This is a genomic window from Gluconobacter wancherniae NBRC 103581 (assembly GCF_007988885.1).
Lineage (GTDB): Bacteria > Pseudomonadota > Alphaproteobacteria > Acetobacterales > Acetobacteraceae > Gluconobacter > Gluconobacter wancherniae.
This window is the reverse complement of the sequence record NZ_BJUZ01000002.1, coordinates 743,202-762,366: the sequence shown is the minus strand read 5'-3', so window position 1 is coordinate 762,366 and position 19,165 is coordinate 743,202. Positions and strand designations below refer to the sequence as shown.

Below are 19,165 nucleotides of genomic sequence, written 5' to 3'. Positions count from 1 at the left end.
AATATATTCAAAGCAGACCGGAGACCCCATCACGGTGGCAGATATCCCCGAATCCCCCCCTACCGTTGCCAATGCACAGAAAAAACCACATCGGCGCCTGAAGATAGGCGGATCGGTCGCGGGTGGGCTGACTGTCGCTATCATCATCCTGATTCTGCTCTGGCAGTGGGACTGGTTCATTCCGCTCATTGATCGCAAAGCCTCATTGGCCCTGCAGCGCCCCGTCAGCATCGAGCACCTGCATGTACGACTAGGTTTTAATACGACAGTTCGCGTCGAAGGCCTTCGTATCCAGCAACCCGAAGGCTTTGAAAAGGAAAAACAGGATTTTGCATCCGCACGCGAAATCACCGTTACTGCCAATATATGGCGATATCTGACGGGTGGCGGCCTGTCGCTTCCTCTGATCCGCGTTGATACCCCCAAAGGCGACATCGTCGCGCTTATAAATGGCAAGAACAACTATACCTTCGGCGCGCCATCATCTGCGGCGACTACCCAGGGGAAAGCAGATTCTGCTCCTGCAATCCCGAAAATTGGTTCACTGGAAATCACGGATGCCGATATCCGGGTTGCCTTGGCCAAACTCAAAACGGACATGCACGTCCACATTCACACAACACCCCCCAAGAATGACGAAGACGGCACTATCGTCGTCGATCTAAAAGGGCAGTACGCACAGGCTCCGATAGAAGGGCATATTGTAGGCGGCTCCCTCCATACCCTTACAAACGAAACCCGCCCTTATCCTATCGACGGACGCCTGGCGAACGGACCAACATACGTGACACTGCATGGCTCCGTAGATGATGCCCTGCATTTTAAAGGCACTCGTCTTGCACTCCATTTTGCAGGCCCTGATATGGCGCGGCTATACGCACTGACAGGCGTACCAATCCCCCATACCCCTGCCTATAATATCACGGGAAAACTGGATTATTCAGAAAACGCGATACGATTTAATAACTTTGAAGGGAAGATGGGCTCTTCCGATATCGGCGGTGATATCGCAGTCAATCCGCACCAAAAGCCAATTTCTGTTAATGCTGCATTACATTCACATACGGTCGATCTGCAGGATCTCGGCGGCTTTATAGGCGCCCGCACAGGAGATGCGAAAAAAACGGCTCCACCCAGCAAGAATGTCCTGCCGGATCAGAAAATCAGCGTCCCCAAACTGAACGCTGTCAACGCCCACCTCACTTACCATGGGGACCATATCCTCAATAAGAACCTTCCTCTCGACAACATCGATACGGACGTAAAAATTGAAGATGGCGCAATCGACGTTCATCACCTGAACTTCGCAGTCGGGAGCGGAAAACTAGCCAGCAAGGCAACGCTGCAACCATCTGCGAATGACCAGTTCAAAACCCGCTTCCAGCTCGATGTTTCCCGCATGCCTTTGTCACGGATCATGAAGAGCACAGACGCTTTCAAGGGCGAAGGGACGATTGGTGGCCATGTTACCCTCAACTCCACAGGCAATTCCGTCGCCAGTCTGGTTGCAAACGGAGATGGCGGGATAACGCTCGTGCTTGACCGTGGAGGCGACGTCTCCGCCCTCCTCCCCGATCTGCTGGGCCTCAAACTAGGCGCTGCAATCCTGTCCGCAATCGGAATCCCGGATCGCTCGAAACTAGAATGTCTGGTGGCCGACATGCCGCTACGAAACGGGATCGTTCACACCAATTCGCTTCTTCTGCAAACCGGCACAACACGCACAACAGGAAGCGGCACGGTAAACTTTCGCGACAATACGCTCGATTATGCCGTGACCACACGCTCAATCCACATGCAGATCCTCTCACTGCCCGGTGCAGTCCACATCTTCGGCCCATTGCAAAGCCCAAATATTCTGCCCGGTGCAGAACTTATCGGCCGGACAGCCGCATCCATTGGCCTGGGTGTCCTGTTTCCACCAGCAGCCCTGATTCCAACCATCCAGCTAGGTGTCGGCGAAGGCTCTGCATGCGAAAAGGCTGTGCGGGAGGCAAATGACAATCCGGCTGCGGGCATTGCGCCCGGAAACGCTACAGGAAAAGGCGCAACCAGCGTTCCCCGTACATCAGTGCAGCGCGGAAAACAGCCGCCCACAAAACACCTTTCTCCTGCGCAGGTGCACGCTGCCTGGAAGCACAAACATCCATCTTAAAAGCACTTTTCAGCAAATCACGATGGCGCAACGATCGTTTTTGACCTACCTGCTATGAAACGATCTTTGCTGCCGGAGTGCCTTCTTGTCCCGCTCGATACTTGACCGATGGTTTCAAATCTCAGAACGCGGCTCCACTGTCTCTCGTGAAATTATCGCGGGCCTGACAGTATTTGGCGCCATGGCCTATATCGTGGCGGTCAATCCAGCCATTCTTTCTTCAGCAGGCCTCGATCGCCATGACATGGTCATGACCACGATCGCTGGTGCTGTTGCAGGAACCCTGCTGATGGCAATCTGGGCGCGCCTTCCCATAGCGCTAGCACCAGCAATGAGCAGCAACGTTCTGTTTTCGCAGGTCATTGTTCAGCAGGCTCATGTCAGCCCCAGCACCGCCTTCACCGTCGTGCTTTTCAGCGGCCTGTGCTTCACACTGCTTTCGCTCAGCCAGATACGCCAGAAGATCATCAAGGGATTCCCTCCCGCAATCGTGCTGGGCATCCAGATAGCCATCGGCGCATTTATTGCCCGGATCGGGCTGATGTCAGCAGGTGTGGCAGTCCCCTCCACAGGGGGCTTCTCTTTCGGATCTCTGGGCAATCCCACTGTTTTACTTGGCCTCGGCGGCATCGCACTCTGCGCTATCCTGAATGCCCTACGTGTCCCGGCAGGACTGCTGATCGCCATCGTGATCATTACCATCGCGGGCATTTTCATCCCGACAGCCCACGGTCCCATAACCAAGTTGCCATCAAATCTGGTGGATTGGCCTCACTACCCCACACACCTTTTCCTGCCGTTCGATTTCCATGGTTTTTTCTCGCATCTCGGCCTGCTCGTACCAATCACCATCTATTTCCTGCTAAGCGATTTCTTTGATGCCACCGCAACGATGATGACAGTGGCACATCGTGCAGGCCTTGACGGAACAGACGGCCGCCCCGGCCTTGATCACCGCGCCTTTGCTTCAGACGGCGCGGCAAGCGTGATCGGCGCGTCTCTCGGCACATGCACGGTCTCGGCTTATGTCGAGAGTCTGGCAGGCGTCGAAGCTGGTGGCCGCACAGGGCTGAGCGCCCTGATTGTCGCACTTTTGTTTGCAGCATCGTCCGTTTTCTGGCCGCTCATTACGTCCATACCCGCAGTCGCAACGGCGCCAGTTCTGGTCCTGGTGGGTATGAGCATGCTGGGGGCCCTCAGCCGCCTCCCTGCAACTTTTTCTGAAGCTGCCCCGCCAGTTCTTATGCTGCTGATTGCCACCATCACAGGCAATTTCATGCTGAGCCTGACCTGCGGCCTGCTCCTATATACTGCGCTGGCCGTTGCTCTGCGCGACTACAAACGGCTCACCCCAATTGTGGTCGGACTGGATATTGCGTTTGTGCTTTACATGTTTCTGGAAACACACATGAATTTCTGACGATTTTTACCGTCAGATTTTAAAACTTCCTTTACTGGGCTGGCCGAGAATATCTCTCATGACATCCAGCCCGCACGTCTTCATCGCTACGCCCTGCTTCGGCGGGACCGTCACCCAAAGCTACATGCAGTCCGTTATCGGGTGCATGGCCGAAGCCGGAGCCTTTAATCTCCGTCTAACACTCTCGATGATCGGCAATGACGCGCTGATAACGCGCGCGCGCAATACACTCCTCCATCAGTTCCTGACGATGACAGACGCCTCGCACCTGCTGTTCGTGGATGCAGACATCAGTTTCACCGCACAGGATATTGCAGCACTCCTCTCAGCCAATGTCCCCCTGATCGGGGCACCATATCCCCTCAAAGCCCATTACTGGGACCAGAACACCACCCGCTTCGAAAAGGCTGGAGAATCAGCCCAGACCGCCACACTAAGATATGTAGGCGACTGCGCTGCACTCTACGACAATCCCGAACAGGTCATTGCTGAGGTAGCGCATCTCGGGACAGGCTTCATGCTACTGACGCGTGAAATGGCAGAGCAGATGATCAATGCATATCCAGAAACCCGCTATCGTCGCATTGACGCTCAGCAGGATGGCAACGTCACTTCCGCCCCGGATGATGCCCATGCCCTGTTCGACTGCCTCATAGACCCAGAAACGCGCACCTATCTTTCCGAGGATTTCGCGTTCTGCCGACGCTGGCGCCTGATCGGTGGAAAGGCATGGCTCCACCGCGGGATTCAACTTGCTCACACCGGCTCCACAACGTTTCGTGGAGACATGATGCTCAGATCCATCCCCCCCGCCATGTTTCCGTCATAATAGATGCGTTTAGTGTTTGGGCGGTATCGGGAGCGTGATGCATACGGATCCCCGGTACCGCTTCATGACAGGATCGCCTGACGGAAAAAGGCAGTATTGGCCACCGGATCGGCTGCACCCGCAAGCGTGTTATAGTTTCGCTTGTGATAGCCACTCAGTTCGGCGGCAGTCCCCTGCACAGGCAACGCCTCCGAAGCCCGATAAAACCTGATCCGCGCCATGCCACACGCATATCGCAGATTAGAAACAAGCTGAGCACTTTTCGGCTGATCCGTGCCCAGCATTCCCTGCAAAACCCTGGAAAACCGCCGACCAGCAGGGTAGCAAAGGAAATTGTTCCAGCAATCATCATGGGTTGCAGGCTCCATCTGCCAAAGACCCAGCGCTGGCCCACCACCAATCTGCCGAACATACGCACACCGGCTTTCCGCCAGAGCCGTACCCGTCAGTAGATTAATCGCCGTCTCCCCCCCCAGCCCCAGAGCCTCAAGCGTCGGCTGGACAACCAGATGCTTGAGCTGGGAAACGTCCAATCCCTGCATCTCAACGCCCCCCCAGTGAGAGCACGACATGCACCATCCCGGTCCCCAGAACAGACGTCGCAAGAGTGATGATCCCCGTGATCACAGCTCTTCCACCGATCAAACGATCCAGTTTTCCGTTCACAACCCTGTGACTGTCGTCCACCTTCCCTTCCAGTGATTTCATCTGGTTGCGCAGCGAATGGATTTCACAGCGCATCTCGGTCCGAAGCTGCTCATACCGATCAGACAACCCATGCGCGACAGTCTCCAGCCGCAAAACGCGATCCTCCAATACACGTATATTATATACACGCCCCTCTGCTTCACTCGACATCACACCCACGCTCCCCAGTTCAGCCATCCTGCCGTTTCTCCATAAAAAAAGGCGCCCCAAAAGGAGCGCCCAACCTGTGGCATTGAGCCACAAATATACGCAAAACCGCACAAAACCGCAATCACAATTCCTGACTTGGCCCTTTGAGGAGAGAGGCGCATAATCACACCATGACGACAGCCCCCCCGGAGACACTCCTCGACGTACGCGGACTGGCCTGCCCAATGCCCGTCCTGAAGGCCAACCGGAGCCTGCGCGACCTTCCGCCAGGGGCGAGGCTCCGCGTTCTGGCCACAGACAAGGCTTCTGTCGCGGATTTCCAGTCTTATTGCCGTGAGACAGGCCACGCTCTGATCGCCTTCACAGAGGCCTCTGGCGTCCTGTCGTTCGTGATCCGTAGACGCATGAATGCAACGCCTGCCTGAAGAAACCCTTCGGTTCCCGGTTGCGGGGCTGGCAAAACGTGTCTTCTGCCTGTAATCCCCTCGCTACCTTTATTCCGACGTGTCTTTGAGATTTCTCATGTCTGACCCGATTAACACCATGTCTTTCGAGGACGCCCTGTCCGAGCTGGAACGGATCGTTCGCGGTCTGGAAGGCGGGCAGATGAAGCTCGAAGACGCGATTTCTGCCTACGAACGTGGTGCTGCCCTCCGCAGACACTGCGATGCAAAGCTTGGGGAAGCTGAAATGCGTGTCCGCGCCATCGTCCAGCACGATGATGGTACGACAGGCACAGAGCCCCTTGCCGATAACGGAGAGACCGGCCGATGAGCGCCACTACGACCTCCCCATCTCTCAAGGAGGCACTCGCAAAGGCGTGCGCCGATATTGAGAGCACGATTGACGCATTGCTGCCCATGGTACCGGGCGATGAGTCCGTTCTCCTCGAAGCCATGCGTTACGCGGCCCTTGGCGGTGGTAAAAGACTGAGAGGCTTCCTTGTCGTGGAAATCGCCTCACTTTTCGGCGCTGATCACAAGCAGGCCCTCCGGGTCGCCGCATCGGTGGAGCTACTCCACGCCTACTCTCTGGTGCATGACGATCTTCCTTCAATGGACGACGACGATCTGCGTCGTGGGCGCCCATCCACGCACCGGCAGTTCGACGAAGCAATCGCGATTCTTGCTGGCGATGCCCTGCAAACACGCGCACTGGAAATTCTCGTCGAGCCGGAAACCAGCTCTGATCCCCTGATCCGTGCAAACCTCGCTCTTGCGCTTGCACAGGCTTCGGGCGCGGCTGGCATGGTCGGTGGGCAGGTCATCGACATCAGGGGCGAAGGTCGCGCACTGCCACTAGACGATGTGCGTCGCCTTCACGCGCTGAAAACCGGTGCACTGATTCGCTATGCCGCTGAAGCCGGAGCCATCCTGGCTGGCGTCAATGACGAGCGACGTCAGGCCATCAGAGTTTACGGACGCGACATCGGTACGGCTTTTCAGGTCGCCGATGACGTTCTGGACACTACGGCCAGCGCCGAGGAACTCGGCAAGACCGCAGGCAAAGACGAAGCCAGCGGTAAATCAACCTATGTCTCCCTGCTCGGCATTGACGGCGCCAGAGCCGAGGCCCGTCGCCTGAGTGATCGGGCCCGGGAGGCACTTTCATCCTTCGGAACGCAGGCCGACGCCCTTCGGGCCCTTGCAGACTACGTTGTCGAGCGCAGGAACTGATCCAATGAGCAACTCGCCTAACACGATCCCCACCTTTGGCCGCTACCCGGTTCTCGACCGCGTTACCCTGCCATCAGACATGCGCAATCTCTCGGCAGACCAGCTCAAGCAGCTCGCCGACGAACTACGCTCCGAAACGGTCGACGCCGTCTCCACAACCGGCGGCCATCTTGGCGCATCGCTGGGCGTCGTGGAGCTTACGGTGGCGCTGCACGCCGTGTTCGACACACCCGATGATCGCATCATCTGGGACGTGGGCCATCAGGCCTATCCCCACAAGATCCTGACCGGCCGTCGTGACCGCATCCGCACCTTGCGGCAGCCTGAAGGCCTCTCCGGCTTTACGCGTCGCTCGGAAAGCGAATACGACCCGTTCGGTGCAGCGCATTCCTCAACCTCGATTTCTGCCGGTCTTGGCATGGCAGTGGCACACCACCTCCACGCCAAGGAAGATCCCAGCTACCATGAACGCAACGTAATTGCGGTCATCGGTGATGGCTCGATCTCCGCTGGCATGGCCTACGAAGCCATGAACAACGCAGCCGTCGCAGGTCCTGGCGCAAACCGTCTCATCGTCATCCTCAATGACAATGAGATGTCCATTGCTCCGCCCGTCGGCTCAATGTCGAATTACCTTTCGCGCCTGATGTCTTCGCGTCAGTTCCTCGGCCTGCGTGATCTTGCAGGCAAGGTTGCCAAGAAGCTTCCCTCCCGCATCGAACGTACCGCAAAGCGCGCCGAAGAATATGCGCGCGGCATGATCACAGGTGGCACTCTCTTCGAGGAGCTGGGCTTCTATTATGTTGGCCCAGTTGATGGCCATGACATGAACCAGCTCGTTCCCATTCTGCGCAACCTGCGCGATGCGGACGATCAGGGCCCGATCCTGCTGCACGTCATCACGGAAAAAGGGCGCGGCTACAAACCTGCCGAAGCCGCAGGCGACAAATACCACGCGGTCAGCAAGTTCAATGTCGTCACCGGCGAACAGAAGAAAGCCCCGGCTGGCCCACCAAGCTACACGTCCGTTTTCGCGCAGGAACTGCTTCGTCGTGCAGAAACCGATGACAAGCTGATTGCCGTCACTGCTGCGATGCCGTCCGGAACCGGCCTGGGCGCTTTTGCAAAGAAGCATCCAGAGCGTTTCTTCGATGTCGGCATCGCCGAGCAGCACGCCGTGACGTTCGCTGCTGGCATTGCTTCGGAAGGTCTGCGCCCGTTCTGCGCCATCTACTCGACATTCCTGCAGCGAGCTTACGATCAGGTCGTACACGACGTGGCACTTCAGAACCTGCCAGTGCGCTTTGCAATCGACCGCGCAGGCCTCGTTGGCGCAGACGGCGCAACACATGCAGGCTCATTCGACCTGAATTACATGTGCTGCCTTCCGAACATGGTCGTTATGGCGCCATCGGATGAAGTCGAGCTGCTGCACATGACCGCCACAGCATGCGTCCATGATTCTGGCCCGATCGCCCTGCGTTATCCGCGTGGCAACGGCATCGGAATGGATTTGCCGGAAAAGGGCGAAGTGCTGGAAATCGGCAAGGGCCGCATCGTTCGCGAAGCGCGCCGCTCACCCGGCTCCCGTGGTGGGGTTGCCATCCTTTCGCTCGGCACACGCTTGCACGAATCCCTTCGCGCAGCCGATCAGCTCGCCGCACAGGGCGTTCCTGTGACCGTCGCCGATGCTCGCTTTGCCAAGCCAATTGATACGGCACTTGTGGAGCAGCTTGCGCGTGAGCATGAAGTTCTGATCACCCTCGAAGAGGGCGCAATCGGCGGCTTCAGTAGCCTTGTCGTACAGCACCTTGCCGAAACAGCGCTCCTTGATCAGATCAAGTTCCGCCCGATGGCCTTCCCTGACAAATATATCGATCATAACCTCCCCGACGTTCAGTACGACGAAGCACGCCTGACGGCGCCGCACATCGTCCGCGCCGCGGCTGATGCGCTCGGCGTTGAAGTCGCTGCCCAGCAGTCTGCCTGAACCAGTGGCAAAACGCCGTGCAGACCAGCTCCTCGTTGATCGGGGACTGGTTGAAAGCCGTACCCGGGCACAGGCCCTGATTCTTGCCGGCGTCGCCTATATGGGTGATCGCCGCATTGCAAAAGCCGGAGATCAAATCCCGGAAGATGCACAGCTCTCCCTCAAGGGACAGGACCACCCCTGGGTTTCGCGTGGCGGCATCAAGCTGATCCACGCCCTGGAGCATTTCGGCCTAGATGCAACAGACCGGATCGCCATTGATGTAGGCGCATCAACCGGTGGCTTCACCGATGTGCTGCTAACGAAAGGCGCCAAAAAGGTTTTTGCAGTCGACGTCGGCCACGGCCAACTCGCTTGGAAAATCCGTTCAGACGAACGTGTCGTTGTCATGGAAAAGACCAACGCACGCTCCTTGACATCCGAGCACATTCCAGACCCGGCCCAGATTGTGGTTTGCGATGCAAGCTTCATCGGCCTGCGCACTGTTCTTCCCGCAGCGCTCGCTCTTGCAACACCAGATGCATGGGCTGTCGCGCTCATCAAACCGCAGTTTGAAGCGGGACGTGGTGAGATTGGAGCAAAGGGTGTCGTACGTGATCCTGCGGTTCATGAACGGGTGTGTCAGGAAATTCACGACTGGTGGAGCGCTATGCCAGGCTGGACAGTTCTTGGCATAGAAGCAAGCCCCATTACCGGCCCAGAGGGGAACCGCGAGTTCCTGATCGCTGCACGGCGCACGGAAGCCTGATACCCCGTTTCATCAGGGACCCTTTTCTTCTCGAATTCCGGAGCTTGTCCGTGCTATGGCTCCGCCGCCATGACCGTGACAAGCCATCCAAATACCCGCCCGCGCATCAATGACGCTTCGATAGACCTCAATGAGGCTGAGCGTGAGCGCATCCGCGCGAAATCCGCGCTCTTCGCCCCCCCCGATGCAGTCATGAAAGACGGCCGCCGGGATCTGGTGGGTATGTCACGTGAAGAGCTGGCATCCGTGATGGTTGAGATCGGCGAGAAGCCCTTCCGTGCCAAACAGCTATGGCACTGGATCTACCATCAGGGCGCCACAGACTTCTCTACGATGTCGACCATCGCAAAACCCCTGCAGGAAAAGCTGAAAGAGCATTTCGTGGTCGCCCGCCCCGAAACCTCTCTTGAACAGACTTCCACAGACGAAACGCGCAAATTCCTTTTCCGCTTTCGCGACGGTCAGGAAGCAGAAACTGTCTACATCCCCGATCGCCGCGAAGATCGGGGCGCGGTCTGCATCTCGTCGCAGGTCGGATGTACGCTCTCTTGCACGTTCTGCCACACAGGCACGCAAAAGCTTGTTCGAAATCTCGGGGCAGCCGAAATCGTGAGCCAGTTCATGGCTGCGCGTGACAGCTATAACGAGTGGCCAAGTCCACACGGAGACACACCGCGCCTTCTCTCGACGATCGTCCTGATGGGCATGGGTGAGCCGCTATATAACTACGACAACGTCGCCAAGGCGATGCGCATCGTCATGGATGGCGAAGGTATCGCCCTCTCACGTCGCCGCATCACCCTTTCCACATCGGGTGTTGTGCCAATGATGGACCGTTGCGGTGAAGAGCTTGGCGTCAATCTTGCGATTTCGCTCCATGCCGTGACGAACGAGCTCCGAGACCAGATCGTACCGCTGAACCGCAAATACCCGATCGAAGAACTGATGGCTGCCTGTCAGCGCTACCCAGCGGCAACAAATTCACGCCGCATCACCTTCGAATACATCATGCTTCGTGGCATCAATGACAGTGATGCAGACGCGCGGGAACTGGTAAGGCTTATCCGCGGCCTACCCGCAAAGGTAAATCTCATTCCCTTCAATCCGTGGCCGGGCTCGGATTACCTGCCGTCAACACGCGAACGACTGGCAAAATTCGCAAAAATCGTGATGGACGCTGGCTTCTCCGCACCGATCAGGATGCCGCGTGGACAGGATATTCTTGCAGCCTGCGGCCAGCTTCGTACCGAGAGCGAGCGCCAGCGCAAATCTGCCTGACTCTCCCTCTCCATATTCGATGCCCCTCCCCGGTTCCCCCCCGGACAAGGCGGTGCTAGAAGCACTACCGTAACGAACACCAGAGGACCACGCAGTTATGAGCGCCCATCAGGACGTCAAAAAAGTCGTACTAGCCTACTCAGGCGGCCTGGATACATCAGTCATCCTCCGATGGCTGCAGCAGCACTATAACTGCGAAGTTGTCACCTTCACCGCCGATCTCGGCCAGGGTGAAGAGCTGGAACCGGCCCGTAAGAAAGCCGAGATGTTCGGCGTTAAGGAAATCTTTGTAGAAGATCTGCGCGAAACCTTCGTCAAGGATTTCGTGTTCCCGATGTTCCGGGCAAACACGCTTTATGAGGGCCAGTATCTTCTGGGTACGGCCATCGCACGCCCGTTGATCGCACAAAGGCAGATCGAGATTGCGGAAGCAGTCGGCGCAGATGCTGTCGCCCATGGCGCAACCGGCAAAGGCAACGACCAGGTTCGGTTCGAGCTCGGTTATTATGGCCTAAAGCCAGACGTAAAAGTCATTGCCCCCTGGCGTGAATGGGACCTGACGTCCCGCACCAAGCTGCTGGCTTTCGCCGAAGAGAACCAGATCCCGGTCACCAAGGACAAGCGCGGCGAAGCGCCTTTCTCGGTTGATGCGAACCTGCTGCATTCATCTTCCGAAGGAAAAATCCTCGAAGACCCCGCTCTTGCGCCGGACGAAATCGTTTTTCAGCGTACCATTTCACCAGAAGCGGCACCGGATAAGGCGACTGAAATCACGATCGATTTCGTCAGCGGGGATCCAGTCGCGATCAATGGCGTTAGCATGTCGCCGGCAACATTGCTGGCCCGCCTGAACGAGTTGGGCCGTGCAAATGGTATCGGTCGCCTTGATCTCGTGGAAAACCGTTTCGTGGGCATGAAGTCTCGTGGCATTTACGAAACACCGGGTGGCACGATCCTTCTTCAGGCTCATCGCTCGATGGAAACCATCACGCTCGACCGTGAAGCCGGACACCTCAAGGACAGCATTATGCCGCGCTACGCGGAGCTGATCTATAACGGCTTCTGGTTCTCCCCTGAGCGCCGCATGCTTCAGGCCCTCATCGACACCAGCCAGCACTCAGTGACCGGCCGCGTGCGTCTGAAGCTATATAAGGGCAACGTGATCTGCGTGGGTCGCGAAAGCCCGCACAGCCTGTACGACACCCGCGTCGTGACTTTCGAGGACGACGAAGGTGCCTATAATCAGGTGGACGCACAGGGCTTTATCAAGCTCAATGCACTGCGCCTTCGCCTTGGTGGCCAGATCGGTCGCCGCGGCGGGGCACTATAAGTTCAACAGCGACAGCAGGGACCATGACCAGTCTGATCCGTCTCACCTCCGCTCTTACCCTCTGTAGCGCACTGGCTCTTGCCGGATGCGCGGGCAGCCATGAGGACGAAGCCCCCCAGCTTACGCCCGCCCAGTTCATGGCGAAGGTCAAGGCAGAGCCGGGGGTCAAGACCCTCCCGGATGGACTGGCTTACAAGATCCTTCATTCAGGCCCCAAAGATGGTGACAGCCCCCACAAGGGCTCAACCATGATGGTAATCTATGAAGGCCGCCTCCCTGACGGAGGCATCTTCGACAGCTCTGACGAACACGGAGCAGGCGCATACATGCAGATGCCTCTGGATGGCGTTATCCAGGGCTGGATGGAAGCGCTGCCGATGATGCATGTCGGGGATGAATGGATGCTCTACATTCCGCCCGAACTCGGTTACGGAAAGCGCTCCATGGGCATCATCCCCTCCAATAGTCCACTGGTTTTCAAGATCCGCCTACTGGGTGTGGGTGGAGCGGAAAGCCAGTAACCTAAACCACAGCTAACCCTGCCTGTTTACTCAGAAACAGGCAGGGTCCAGTGCTCATCACACCGGGCCTCATAAAGTTCCTGGTCCCCCGTCTCCAGAACATGTCCGGTTTCATGGATCTTCGCGGTCCATCGTGCACCACATCCACAAACATGACACCGGGCCTGCAGATGAATGATTTCGTCCGCAGCGTCAGCAAGGCGTGTCATGACTTCAAACGGCACGCGCCGGTAATCCGTATCCAGCCCCCCGACCGTAACGATCGCGCCCTTCTGACGCGCAGCCAAAAGCTGGTTTACGATATCGCCTTCATAATGTGGGGCGACCATAAACTGCGCCTCATCAAGAACAATATGCGCGAAACCTGCTGCATCGTCAGGCCATTCCCCTACTGAACGTGCCGGGAGATGCGTACCGTCCCTACTCACAAGTTCAGCACCGTCCCGTTTGTCAAAGGCAGGCTTCAAAGCAAGTGAAGACACATGCGGCAACGCGGCTGCAATCAGATGTGCAGATTTTCCCGCAAACATCGGACCCACAAACAATGTCAGGCGGCCGGCTCTAACCATGTCATCTCCTCTTCGTTGGGGCTATCAGCCCTATTGGAATGGATTTGCCAAGCCCGAGCTTGCTGATCATCGCTTTAAAGTGCGACTATGAAGCCGTGCCAAGAATAGACCCAGCCATTCGCCTGCCCTTGCTGCTCGCCATTCTGATGGTGATCGGATTTGTGGTGGCTCACGCCTGGGAAAACAGAGCACAGGCACCCCGCGAATATTCAAACGAATGTAGCATCTGCCATCATGGTGGCCACGGTCAGGCGTCTGAAATCGCCCCGATTTTTGGGCGTGTCGGACGCATCGCCATGACCCCGGAAGGACACCGCTACATCACCCATGTCCTTTTATATGGACTTAACGGGCCCATTCTCGCGAACGGCGAACCATATAACAATTCCATGCCATCATTCGGACGCCTGCCGGATAGCGAAATCGCCCGTATCCTGACGTTTGTCGCAGCCCAGGAAATGCCCACGGGCGCACCTGCCTTCAAGGCCGCAGACATCGCTGAAGCTCGTGCCCACCCCCTGTCTCCACATGACGTTCTCCTAGAGCGGCAACAACTGGATCAGCAGTCACCCCTGCCATGAAACGTATAACTTTCCTCGTGCTTCTTGCTCTTGCCTCATGTGGCAAAAAACCGCCTGGTCAGGCAGCGTATGGCCCTCACTGCGGCATTTGTCATCACAGCGGAAGCGGTATGCCCGGCGAAGTCCCTCCACTGGTAGGCAGGCTCGATATCATAGCCCAGACGCCAGAAGGTCGGCACTATCTTGCGGATGTGCTCCTCAATGGTCTGGAAGGGCATTTCAGGACGCAAGGCTATGATTATAATTTCAGTATGTCGCCGTTCCGTTCGCAGCTCACTGACCAACAGATTTCAGATATCCTGAACTGGCTGATCTCTCGTGGAAATACCAAGCCTGCTCCCACGATATCTCCTGCCGATATCGCGGCTGCCCGCGCACAGTCAGGTGATCCGAGTGCCACCTACCGGGAGCGGATGAAGGTCAACGCACAACATCCCTTCCCCTGACCCCTTGACCCCGCCCCCTCCTGCCCTGAAGACAGAAACCATGCAGCGCGTATTTTCCGGCATCCAGCCGACAGGCATCCCCCACCTTGGTAACTACCTTGGTGCAATCCGTAACTGGGCCACCCTTCAGGCAGATCATGACTGCCTGTTCTGTCTGGTGGACATGCATTCACTCACCATGCCCTGGTCACCACAGACCCTCCGGGAACAGACGCTGGGCTCAGCTGCCTGCCTTCTGGCGGCCGGGATTGATCCTACCCGACTGTACAACCAGTCTGCTGTAAGCGCTCATGCGCGCCTTGGTTGGATCTTCAACTGCGTGTCCCGTCTTGGCTGGCTTAATCGCATGACACAGTTCAAGGATAAGGCAGGCAAGAACCGCGAAAATCACTCTGCCGGTCTCTACGTTTACCCAAACCTGATGGCTGCAGACATTCTCGCATTTCACGCAACACGCGTGCCCGTCGGCGACGACCAGCTTCAGCACCTGGAACTCGCCAACGATATTGCTCAGAAATTCAATCACGACATGGGTGTTGAATTCTTCCCGAAAATTGAACCCCTTGTTCCCCCAGCCGCAGCCCGTGTCATGAGCCTGCGCGATGGAACGAAAAAAATGTCGAAGTCCGACCCATCTGCCCAGAGCCGGATCGTACTGACTGACACCGCTGACGAAATTGCAGGCAAGATCCGCCGGGCAAAAACAGATTCCGAACCACTGCCCAGTGAAATGGCAGGACTTGCAGAGAGACCGGAAGCCCGCAATCTGGTGACGATCTACGCAGCCGTCTCCGAGCGTACTCCTGCAGACATCCTGAGCGAATTCGGAGGGCAGGGCTTCGGGCCATTCAAGAACGCTCTCGCAGAGTTACTCGTGCAAAAGCTTGCACCCATCGCGACAGAAACTTCACGCCTGCTTCAGGATGAGACTCATCTTCTATCGGTTCTGCGTACCGGCGCCGAGCGTGCCCGAAGCGTCGCCGATCCAATCGTAAATGAGGCAGAAAGTCTGGTAGGCTTCCTGCGCTAAGCCAGACAAACCCATTCCTGCACTCAGGAAGCGGGTGGCGCTACTGGGCTGGCAAGGAGGTCAAAGACTTCTGCCGCAGCGGCATCAGCCGGGGTGCCCACTGGCGGCGCAAGCGTCTCCAGTATCTGCTGAAACGCAGTGCGCTGCTTTTCAGCAGCAGCTGCATCGGTCAGCAGAAGCGTCACCACATCAGCCAACTTCTGTGGTGTGCAGTTTTCCTGCAGCATCTCGGGAACGACCTCCCTGCCCGCCAGCAGATTGATCATTGCCACATAAGGGACCTTGATCAGCCGCCGCGCAAAACCCGCCGTGACGGGGTTCACCCTGTAAGTCACGGCCATGGGCACACCGCCCATAGCCAGCTCAAGTGTGGATGTTCCCGACTTTGTAAGCGCGCAATGAGCAGCAGCAAACGCGTCATGTTTGTCGTGAATATCCGTCACGACATAGGGCTGATCAGGCCATTTGCGGATCAAATGCCTGACTGTCGGAGCGATGATTGGTGCGATTGGAATAACGGGGCAGAGATTCGGAAATCTCACCCTCAGAATTTTGACCATTTTCTGAAAAATGGGAAGCAGTCGTGGCACTTCAGAACGTCGACTACCCGGCATCAAAATCAGGATAGGTGCGTTCTCGGGAATATTGTGCCGCAGACGAAAACGACGGGCATCCCCCTGGCGAACACCCGACTGTAAAACCGGATGTCCAACGAATCGGGCCTCTATTCCCCGTTGCGCAAACCACTCTGGCTCAAATGGCAAAAGGCAGAGCAGCCTGTCCCAGAGACCTGGAAATTCCGCAACACGCTTTTCACGCCACGCCCAGACCTGAGGCGCCACATAATGGAGCCTACGAATCCCCATATATTCAATGCGCCTCAGCAGACGCAGGGTGAATCCTGGACTATCGATCGTCAGCACCAGATCAGGGCGCCGAAGCTCAATATCCTTTACCGCCTCCAGCAATCGCTGAGACAGAAAACGAATGCGAGGAAGAACCTCTACCAGCCCCATAACCGCTAGGTCACTCATGGGGAAAAGACTACGAAGGCCAAGTGCCTCCATACGTCCACCACCCACTCCCGCAAAAACAAGCGAAGGATCTCGGGCGTGCAAGGCTTGCATAAGCCGGGCCCCAATAACGTCCCCGCTCGCCTCCCCGGCCAGAATCCAGATCACACGACCATGCCGGTGGCGGGAAAGTTCTTCCGCACGGGACGCTGTCAAAAGCGCCCCGGCTGATCCGGGTTCCAGTGGAGGTGTCATCGACGCAGCGTAGCTCCAGTTGCTTTCAGAACTGCAGCTTCTACCGCCTTTGACACAGCATCAAGTCTAGCATCGGTCAGACTCTCATCCTGAGGCTGCAAGACAACCTCAATACCGATCGAACGATGCCCCTCAGGCAGGCTGGCTCCTTCAAACACGTCAAAGAGGCGAACGTCCTGAATAAGGTTCCGATCCGCCATACGCGCAGCCTTCAGCACGGCCTGCACCTGAACATCCGGTCCAGCAAGAAACGCAAAATCGCGTCTTACCGGCTGGAGCGAAGAAAGCGCTGGCGCAGTACGACGCTTGTTTTTAGGAAGCGGCACTGCATCGAGATACACTTCGAAGGCTACAACCGTTCCGTTCAGGCCAAGAGCCTTCACGATCCCCGGATGAAGCTCACCAAAGCTCCCTAACGCAACTTTTGGTCCCTGCCGAACAAGGCCGGAACGCCCCGGATGATAGAAGCCGGGCGCATCAGCGGTGACGGACAAGGAAGCTTCGGGAACACCAAGAGCCAGAATGGCAGCCATTAGGTCCGCCTTCGCGTCCCATAATGTTGGCTCACGCGATGGCTGACCGGGCTCTCTTGCCGTCAGGCCTCCGCGCAGACCTGCCAGACGTAGATGCTGACCAGTCGCATCGAAGCTCGGTCCAACCTCAAACAATGCTCCATCACCATTCACACCCAGCCCACGCGCTAAATTGCGAGACAACGCACGCGCGAGATTGATCAGTGGTGTGGGACGAAGCTGATCGAGATCTGTGGCAATCGGATTCAGCAGGCGCTGGCTTTCAGGCACATCACCAAACAACAATGCATCTTCATGCGCCACGAAGGAGAAACCAACCGTCTCCATAAGACCACGAGCAGCGCAGATGCGGCGCAGCAAGCCATTCCGGCTCTGCAAAGGCGACAATGCCGGAGCAGAGATCATCGTGGACAGCGGCAACGAAACCGGCGGCACTGAGTCCAGACCGTAAAGGCGTAGGACTTCTTCAATCAGATCGCACTCAGCCTCGATCTGATCGACATGCCTGGATGCAACCGCGGCCCTACCCTCATCAAGCGAAGCGGCCTGAGCAAGCGCGTTGCCACGAGCAACGTCATTGCGCCATGACGGAACAGCAAATACCGCACGGTCCTCGTCGCGCTCAATCACTGCAAAACCCAGATGTTCCAGCGACAGCACCGCATCGTCGGGTGTCATGGAAACACCACCAAGGGTCTCAAGTCTCTCAAAACGCAGCGTCGCCGTGCGCTTCCAGTCTGGCAGGTTCCCGGCTTCCGTGATTTCCCCGGCTTCCCCACCGCAAAGATCAAGAATCATAGACGTGGCGGCTTCGAGGCCATTCAGCACGAGAGCAGGATCAATGCCGCGCTCGAAGCGTTGGCGTGCATCGGTGTGAATTGCCAGGCGGCGGCCCGTCAGAGCGATCCGAACGGCATCAAATAGCGCGGACTCCACGAACACGTCCGTCGTGTCATCGTCGACGCCACTGGCCTCACCACCAATAAGCCCGGCTAGCGACTGTACACCCGCGTCATCGACGATAACCATATCGTCCGTACCAAGGACGTAATCCTTGCCATCAAGCGCACGAAAGGTCTCACGAGCGGCCTGCGTGACTGTCAGCGTAGAGCCATTAAGCTTTTTAACATCAAAGACATGGAGCGGACGTCCAAGATCGTATGTGAGATAATTCGTCACATCGACCAGAGCAGATATCGGCTTCACCCCCACGGATTCGAGCCTGCGCCGAAGCCAGTCAGGGCTTGGACCATTCTTCACACCGCGAATGACACGGCCGACGATATACGGGCAACCGGGATGCTCGGTTTTCCAGGCGAGCGGGGAAGGAAAATCTCCTTCGACCGCTTCTGTCAGCCACGGCTTCAGATGCCCCATTCCAGCAGCAGCGAGATCACGTGCAATTCCTCGAATGCTCAGCGCATCCCCGCGATTTGGGGTGATCGAGATTTCCACGACCGGATCATCCAGTTTCGCAAACTGTGCGTAAGGAATTCCAATCGGCGCCGTATCTGGCAGCTCGGCAATACCGTCGCTTTCTTCTCCAAGCCCAAGCTCACGCAGGGAACACAGCATGCCACCGCTGTCCTGCCCTCGGATCTGCCCTGCCTTGATCGTGATACCGCTGCCCGGAACATAGGTTCCTGGAGGGGCAAAGATAACATGAAGACCCGCACGGGCATTAGGCGCCCCGCACACAACCTGCACATTCTCGGAGCCAGCCCCGCCAGCAACACGGCAAACCTGAAGGCGATCCGCATCAGGGTGCCGATGCGCCTCCAGAATTTTCGCAGTGCGAAAACCAACGACGCGCTCAGACGGATCATCCACACCCTCAACTTCAAGGCCAATGCCGTTCAGGCGAGCGCAGATATCCTCAACAGATGCTGTAAAATCAAGATGTTCGCGCAACCATGAAAGAGAGAACTTCATG

Annotated in this window: 19 protein-coding genes; 14 read left to right on the top strand and 5 right to left on the bottom strand. The window is 57.2% G+C overall.

Annotation, left to right across the window (positions count from 1 at the left end):
* Positions 1-43: 43 nt before the first annotated feature.
* The 3 genes from GWA01_RS10585 to GWA01_RS10575 all read left to right on the top strand — a co-directional run bounded on the left by GWA01_RS10585 (position 44) and on the right by GWA01_RS10575 (position 4,404).
* The gene (locus GWA01_RS10585) at positions 44-2,155 is read left to right on the top strand and encodes an AsmA family protein (protein WP_146797828.1); all 2,112 of its coding nucleotides are present in this window, start codon (positions 44-46) and stop codon (positions 2,153-2,155) included.
* 85 nt (positions 2,156-2,240) lie between these two features.
* Positions 2,241-3,575: an NCS2 family permease gene (locus GWA01_RS10580; RefSeq protein ID WP_146797525.1), complete on the top strand. Its 1,335-nt coding sequence runs from the start codon at positions 2,241-2,243 to the stop codon at positions 3,573-3,575.
* A gap of 58 nt (positions 3,576-3,633) precedes the next feature.
* Positions 3,634-4,404, top strand: coding sequence for a hypothetical protein (locus tag GWA01_RS10575; protein WP_186819538.1), 771 nt, complete (start codon positions 3,634-3,636; stop codon positions 4,402-4,404).
* Positions 4,405-4,466: 62 nt separating this feature from the next.
* Here GWA01_RS10575 and GWA01_RS10570 read toward each other — a convergent pair whose 3' ends face one another.
* Both GWA01_RS10570 and GWA01_RS10565 read right to left on the bottom strand, forming a co-directional pair.
* Positions 4,467-4,946, bottom strand: a complete 480-nt coding sequence (locus tag GWA01_RS10570) for a hypothetical protein (RefSeq protein WP_146797826.1) — start codon at positions 4,944-4,946, stop codon at positions 4,467-4,469.
* 1 nt (position 4,947) lies between these two features.
* Entirely contained in the window at positions 4,948-5,289 is a 342-nt protein-coding gene (locus tag GWA01_RS10565) for a hypothetical protein (RefSeq protein WP_146797519.1), read from the bottom strand.
* 143 nt (positions 5,290-5,432) lie between these two features.
* On the opposite strand from GWA01_RS10565, the gene GWA01_RS10560 reads away from it, so the two are divergent.
* The 8 genes from GWA01_RS10560 (at position 5,433) to GWA01_RS10525 (ending at position 12,805) form a co-directional block, all read left to right on the top strand.
* On the top strand, positions 5,433-5,687 hold the full coding sequence (locus GWA01_RS10560) for a sulfurtransferase TusA family protein (RefSeq protein ID WP_146797516.1): 255 nt from the start codon (positions 5,433-5,435) through the stop codon (positions 5,685-5,687).
* A gap of 97 nt (positions 5,688-5,784) precedes the next feature.
* Positions 5,785-6,036: an exodeoxyribonuclease VII small subunit gene (locus GWA01_RS10555; protein WP_146797513.1), complete on the top strand. Its 252-nt coding sequence runs from the start codon at positions 5,785-5,787 to the stop codon at positions 6,034-6,036.
* Complete coding sequence (locus GWA01_RS10550; RefSeq protein ID WP_146797510.1) at positions 6,033-6,938, top strand: polyprenyl synthetase family protein; 906 nt, start codon at positions 6,033-6,035, stop codon at positions 6,936-6,938. Before GWA01_RS10555 ends, GWA01_RS10550 begins: the two co-directional genes overlap by 4 nt.
* 4 nt (positions 6,939-6,942) lie before the next feature.
* On the top strand, positions 6,943-8,928 hold the full coding sequence (gene dxs, locus GWA01_RS10545; RefSeq protein ID WP_146797507.1) for a 1-deoxy-D-xylulose-5-phosphate synthase: 1,986 nt from the start codon (positions 6,943-6,945) through the stop codon (positions 8,926-8,928).
* A gap of 4 nt (positions 8,929-8,932) precedes the next feature.
* A complete protein-coding gene (locus tag GWA01_RS10540; protein WP_146797504.1) occupies positions 8,933-9,676 on the top strand; it encodes a TlyA family RNA methyltransferase in 744 nt (247 codons plus the stop codon).
* Between the two features lie 69 nt (positions 9,677-9,745).
* Entirely contained in the window at positions 9,746-10,954 is a 1,209-nt protein-coding gene (rlmN, locus tag GWA01_RS10535; protein ID WP_146797501.1) for a 23S rRNA (adenine(2503)-C(2))-methyltransferase RlmN, read from the top strand.
* A gap of 97 nt (positions 10,955-11,051) precedes the next feature.
* The gene (locus tag GWA01_RS10530; protein ID WP_146797498.1) at positions 11,052-12,284 is read left to right on the top strand and encodes an argininosuccinate synthase; all 1,233 of its coding nucleotides are present in this window, start codon (positions 11,052-11,054) and stop codon (positions 12,282-12,284) included.
* Positions 12,285-12,307: 23 nt separating this feature from the next.
* Positions 12,308-12,805 carry an FKBP-type peptidyl-prolyl cis-trans isomerase gene (locus tag GWA01_RS10525; RefSeq protein WP_146797495.1) on the top strand — a complete coding sequence of 166 codons (498 nt, stop codon included), beginning with the start codon at positions 12,308-12,310 and terminating at the stop codon, positions 12,803-12,805.
* Between the two features lie 26 nt (positions 12,806-12,831).
* On the opposite strand, the gene GWA01_RS10520 is transcribed toward GWA01_RS10525, so the two are convergent.
* Positions 12,832-13,374 (bottom strand): thymidine kinase, encoded by a 543-nt coding sequence (locus tag GWA01_RS10520; protein ID WP_146797492.1) that lies wholly within the window; start codon positions 13,372-13,374, stop codon positions 12,832-12,834.
* Positions 13,375-13,418: 44 nt separating this feature from the next.
* On the opposite strand from GWA01_RS10520, the gene GWA01_RS10515 reads away from it, so the two are divergent.
* Genes GWA01_RS10515 through trpS form a run of 3 tightly spaced genes read left to right on the top strand, consistent with a single transcriptional unit; the run spans position 13,419 to position 15,431 of the window.
* On the top strand, positions 13,419-13,955 hold the full coding sequence (locus GWA01_RS10515; RefSeq protein WP_228118486.1) for a c-type cytochrome: 537 nt from the start codon (positions 13,419-13,421) through the stop codon (positions 13,953-13,955).
* Entirely contained in the window at positions 13,952-14,401 is a 450-nt protein-coding gene (locus tag GWA01_RS10510) for a c-type cytochrome (RefSeq protein ID WP_146797489.1), read from the top strand. Before GWA01_RS10515 ends, GWA01_RS10510 begins: the two co-directional genes overlap by 4 nt.
* A gap of 40 nt (positions 14,402-14,441) precedes the next feature.
* A complete protein-coding gene (gene trpS, locus GWA01_RS10505; protein WP_146797486.1) occupies positions 14,442-15,431 on the top strand; it encodes a tryptophan--tRNA ligase in 990 nt (329 codons plus the stop codon).
* A gap of 23 nt (positions 15,432-15,454) precedes the next feature.
* Here the strand turns inward: trpS and lpxB are convergent, their stop codons facing one another.
* On the bottom strand, positions 15,455-16,699 hold the full coding sequence (lpxB, locus tag GWA01_RS10500) for a lipid-A-disaccharide synthase (protein WP_146797482.1): 1,245 nt from the start codon (positions 16,697-16,699) through the stop codon (positions 15,455-15,457).
* On the bottom strand, positions 16,696-19,164 hold the full coding sequence (gene pheT, locus GWA01_RS10495; protein WP_146797478.1) for a phenylalanine--tRNA ligase subunit beta: 2,469 nt from the start codon (positions 19,162-19,164) through the stop codon (positions 16,696-16,698). The genes lpxB and pheT overlap by 4 nt, the downstream gene beginning before the upstream one ends.
* Position 19,165: the final 1 nt, after the last annotated feature.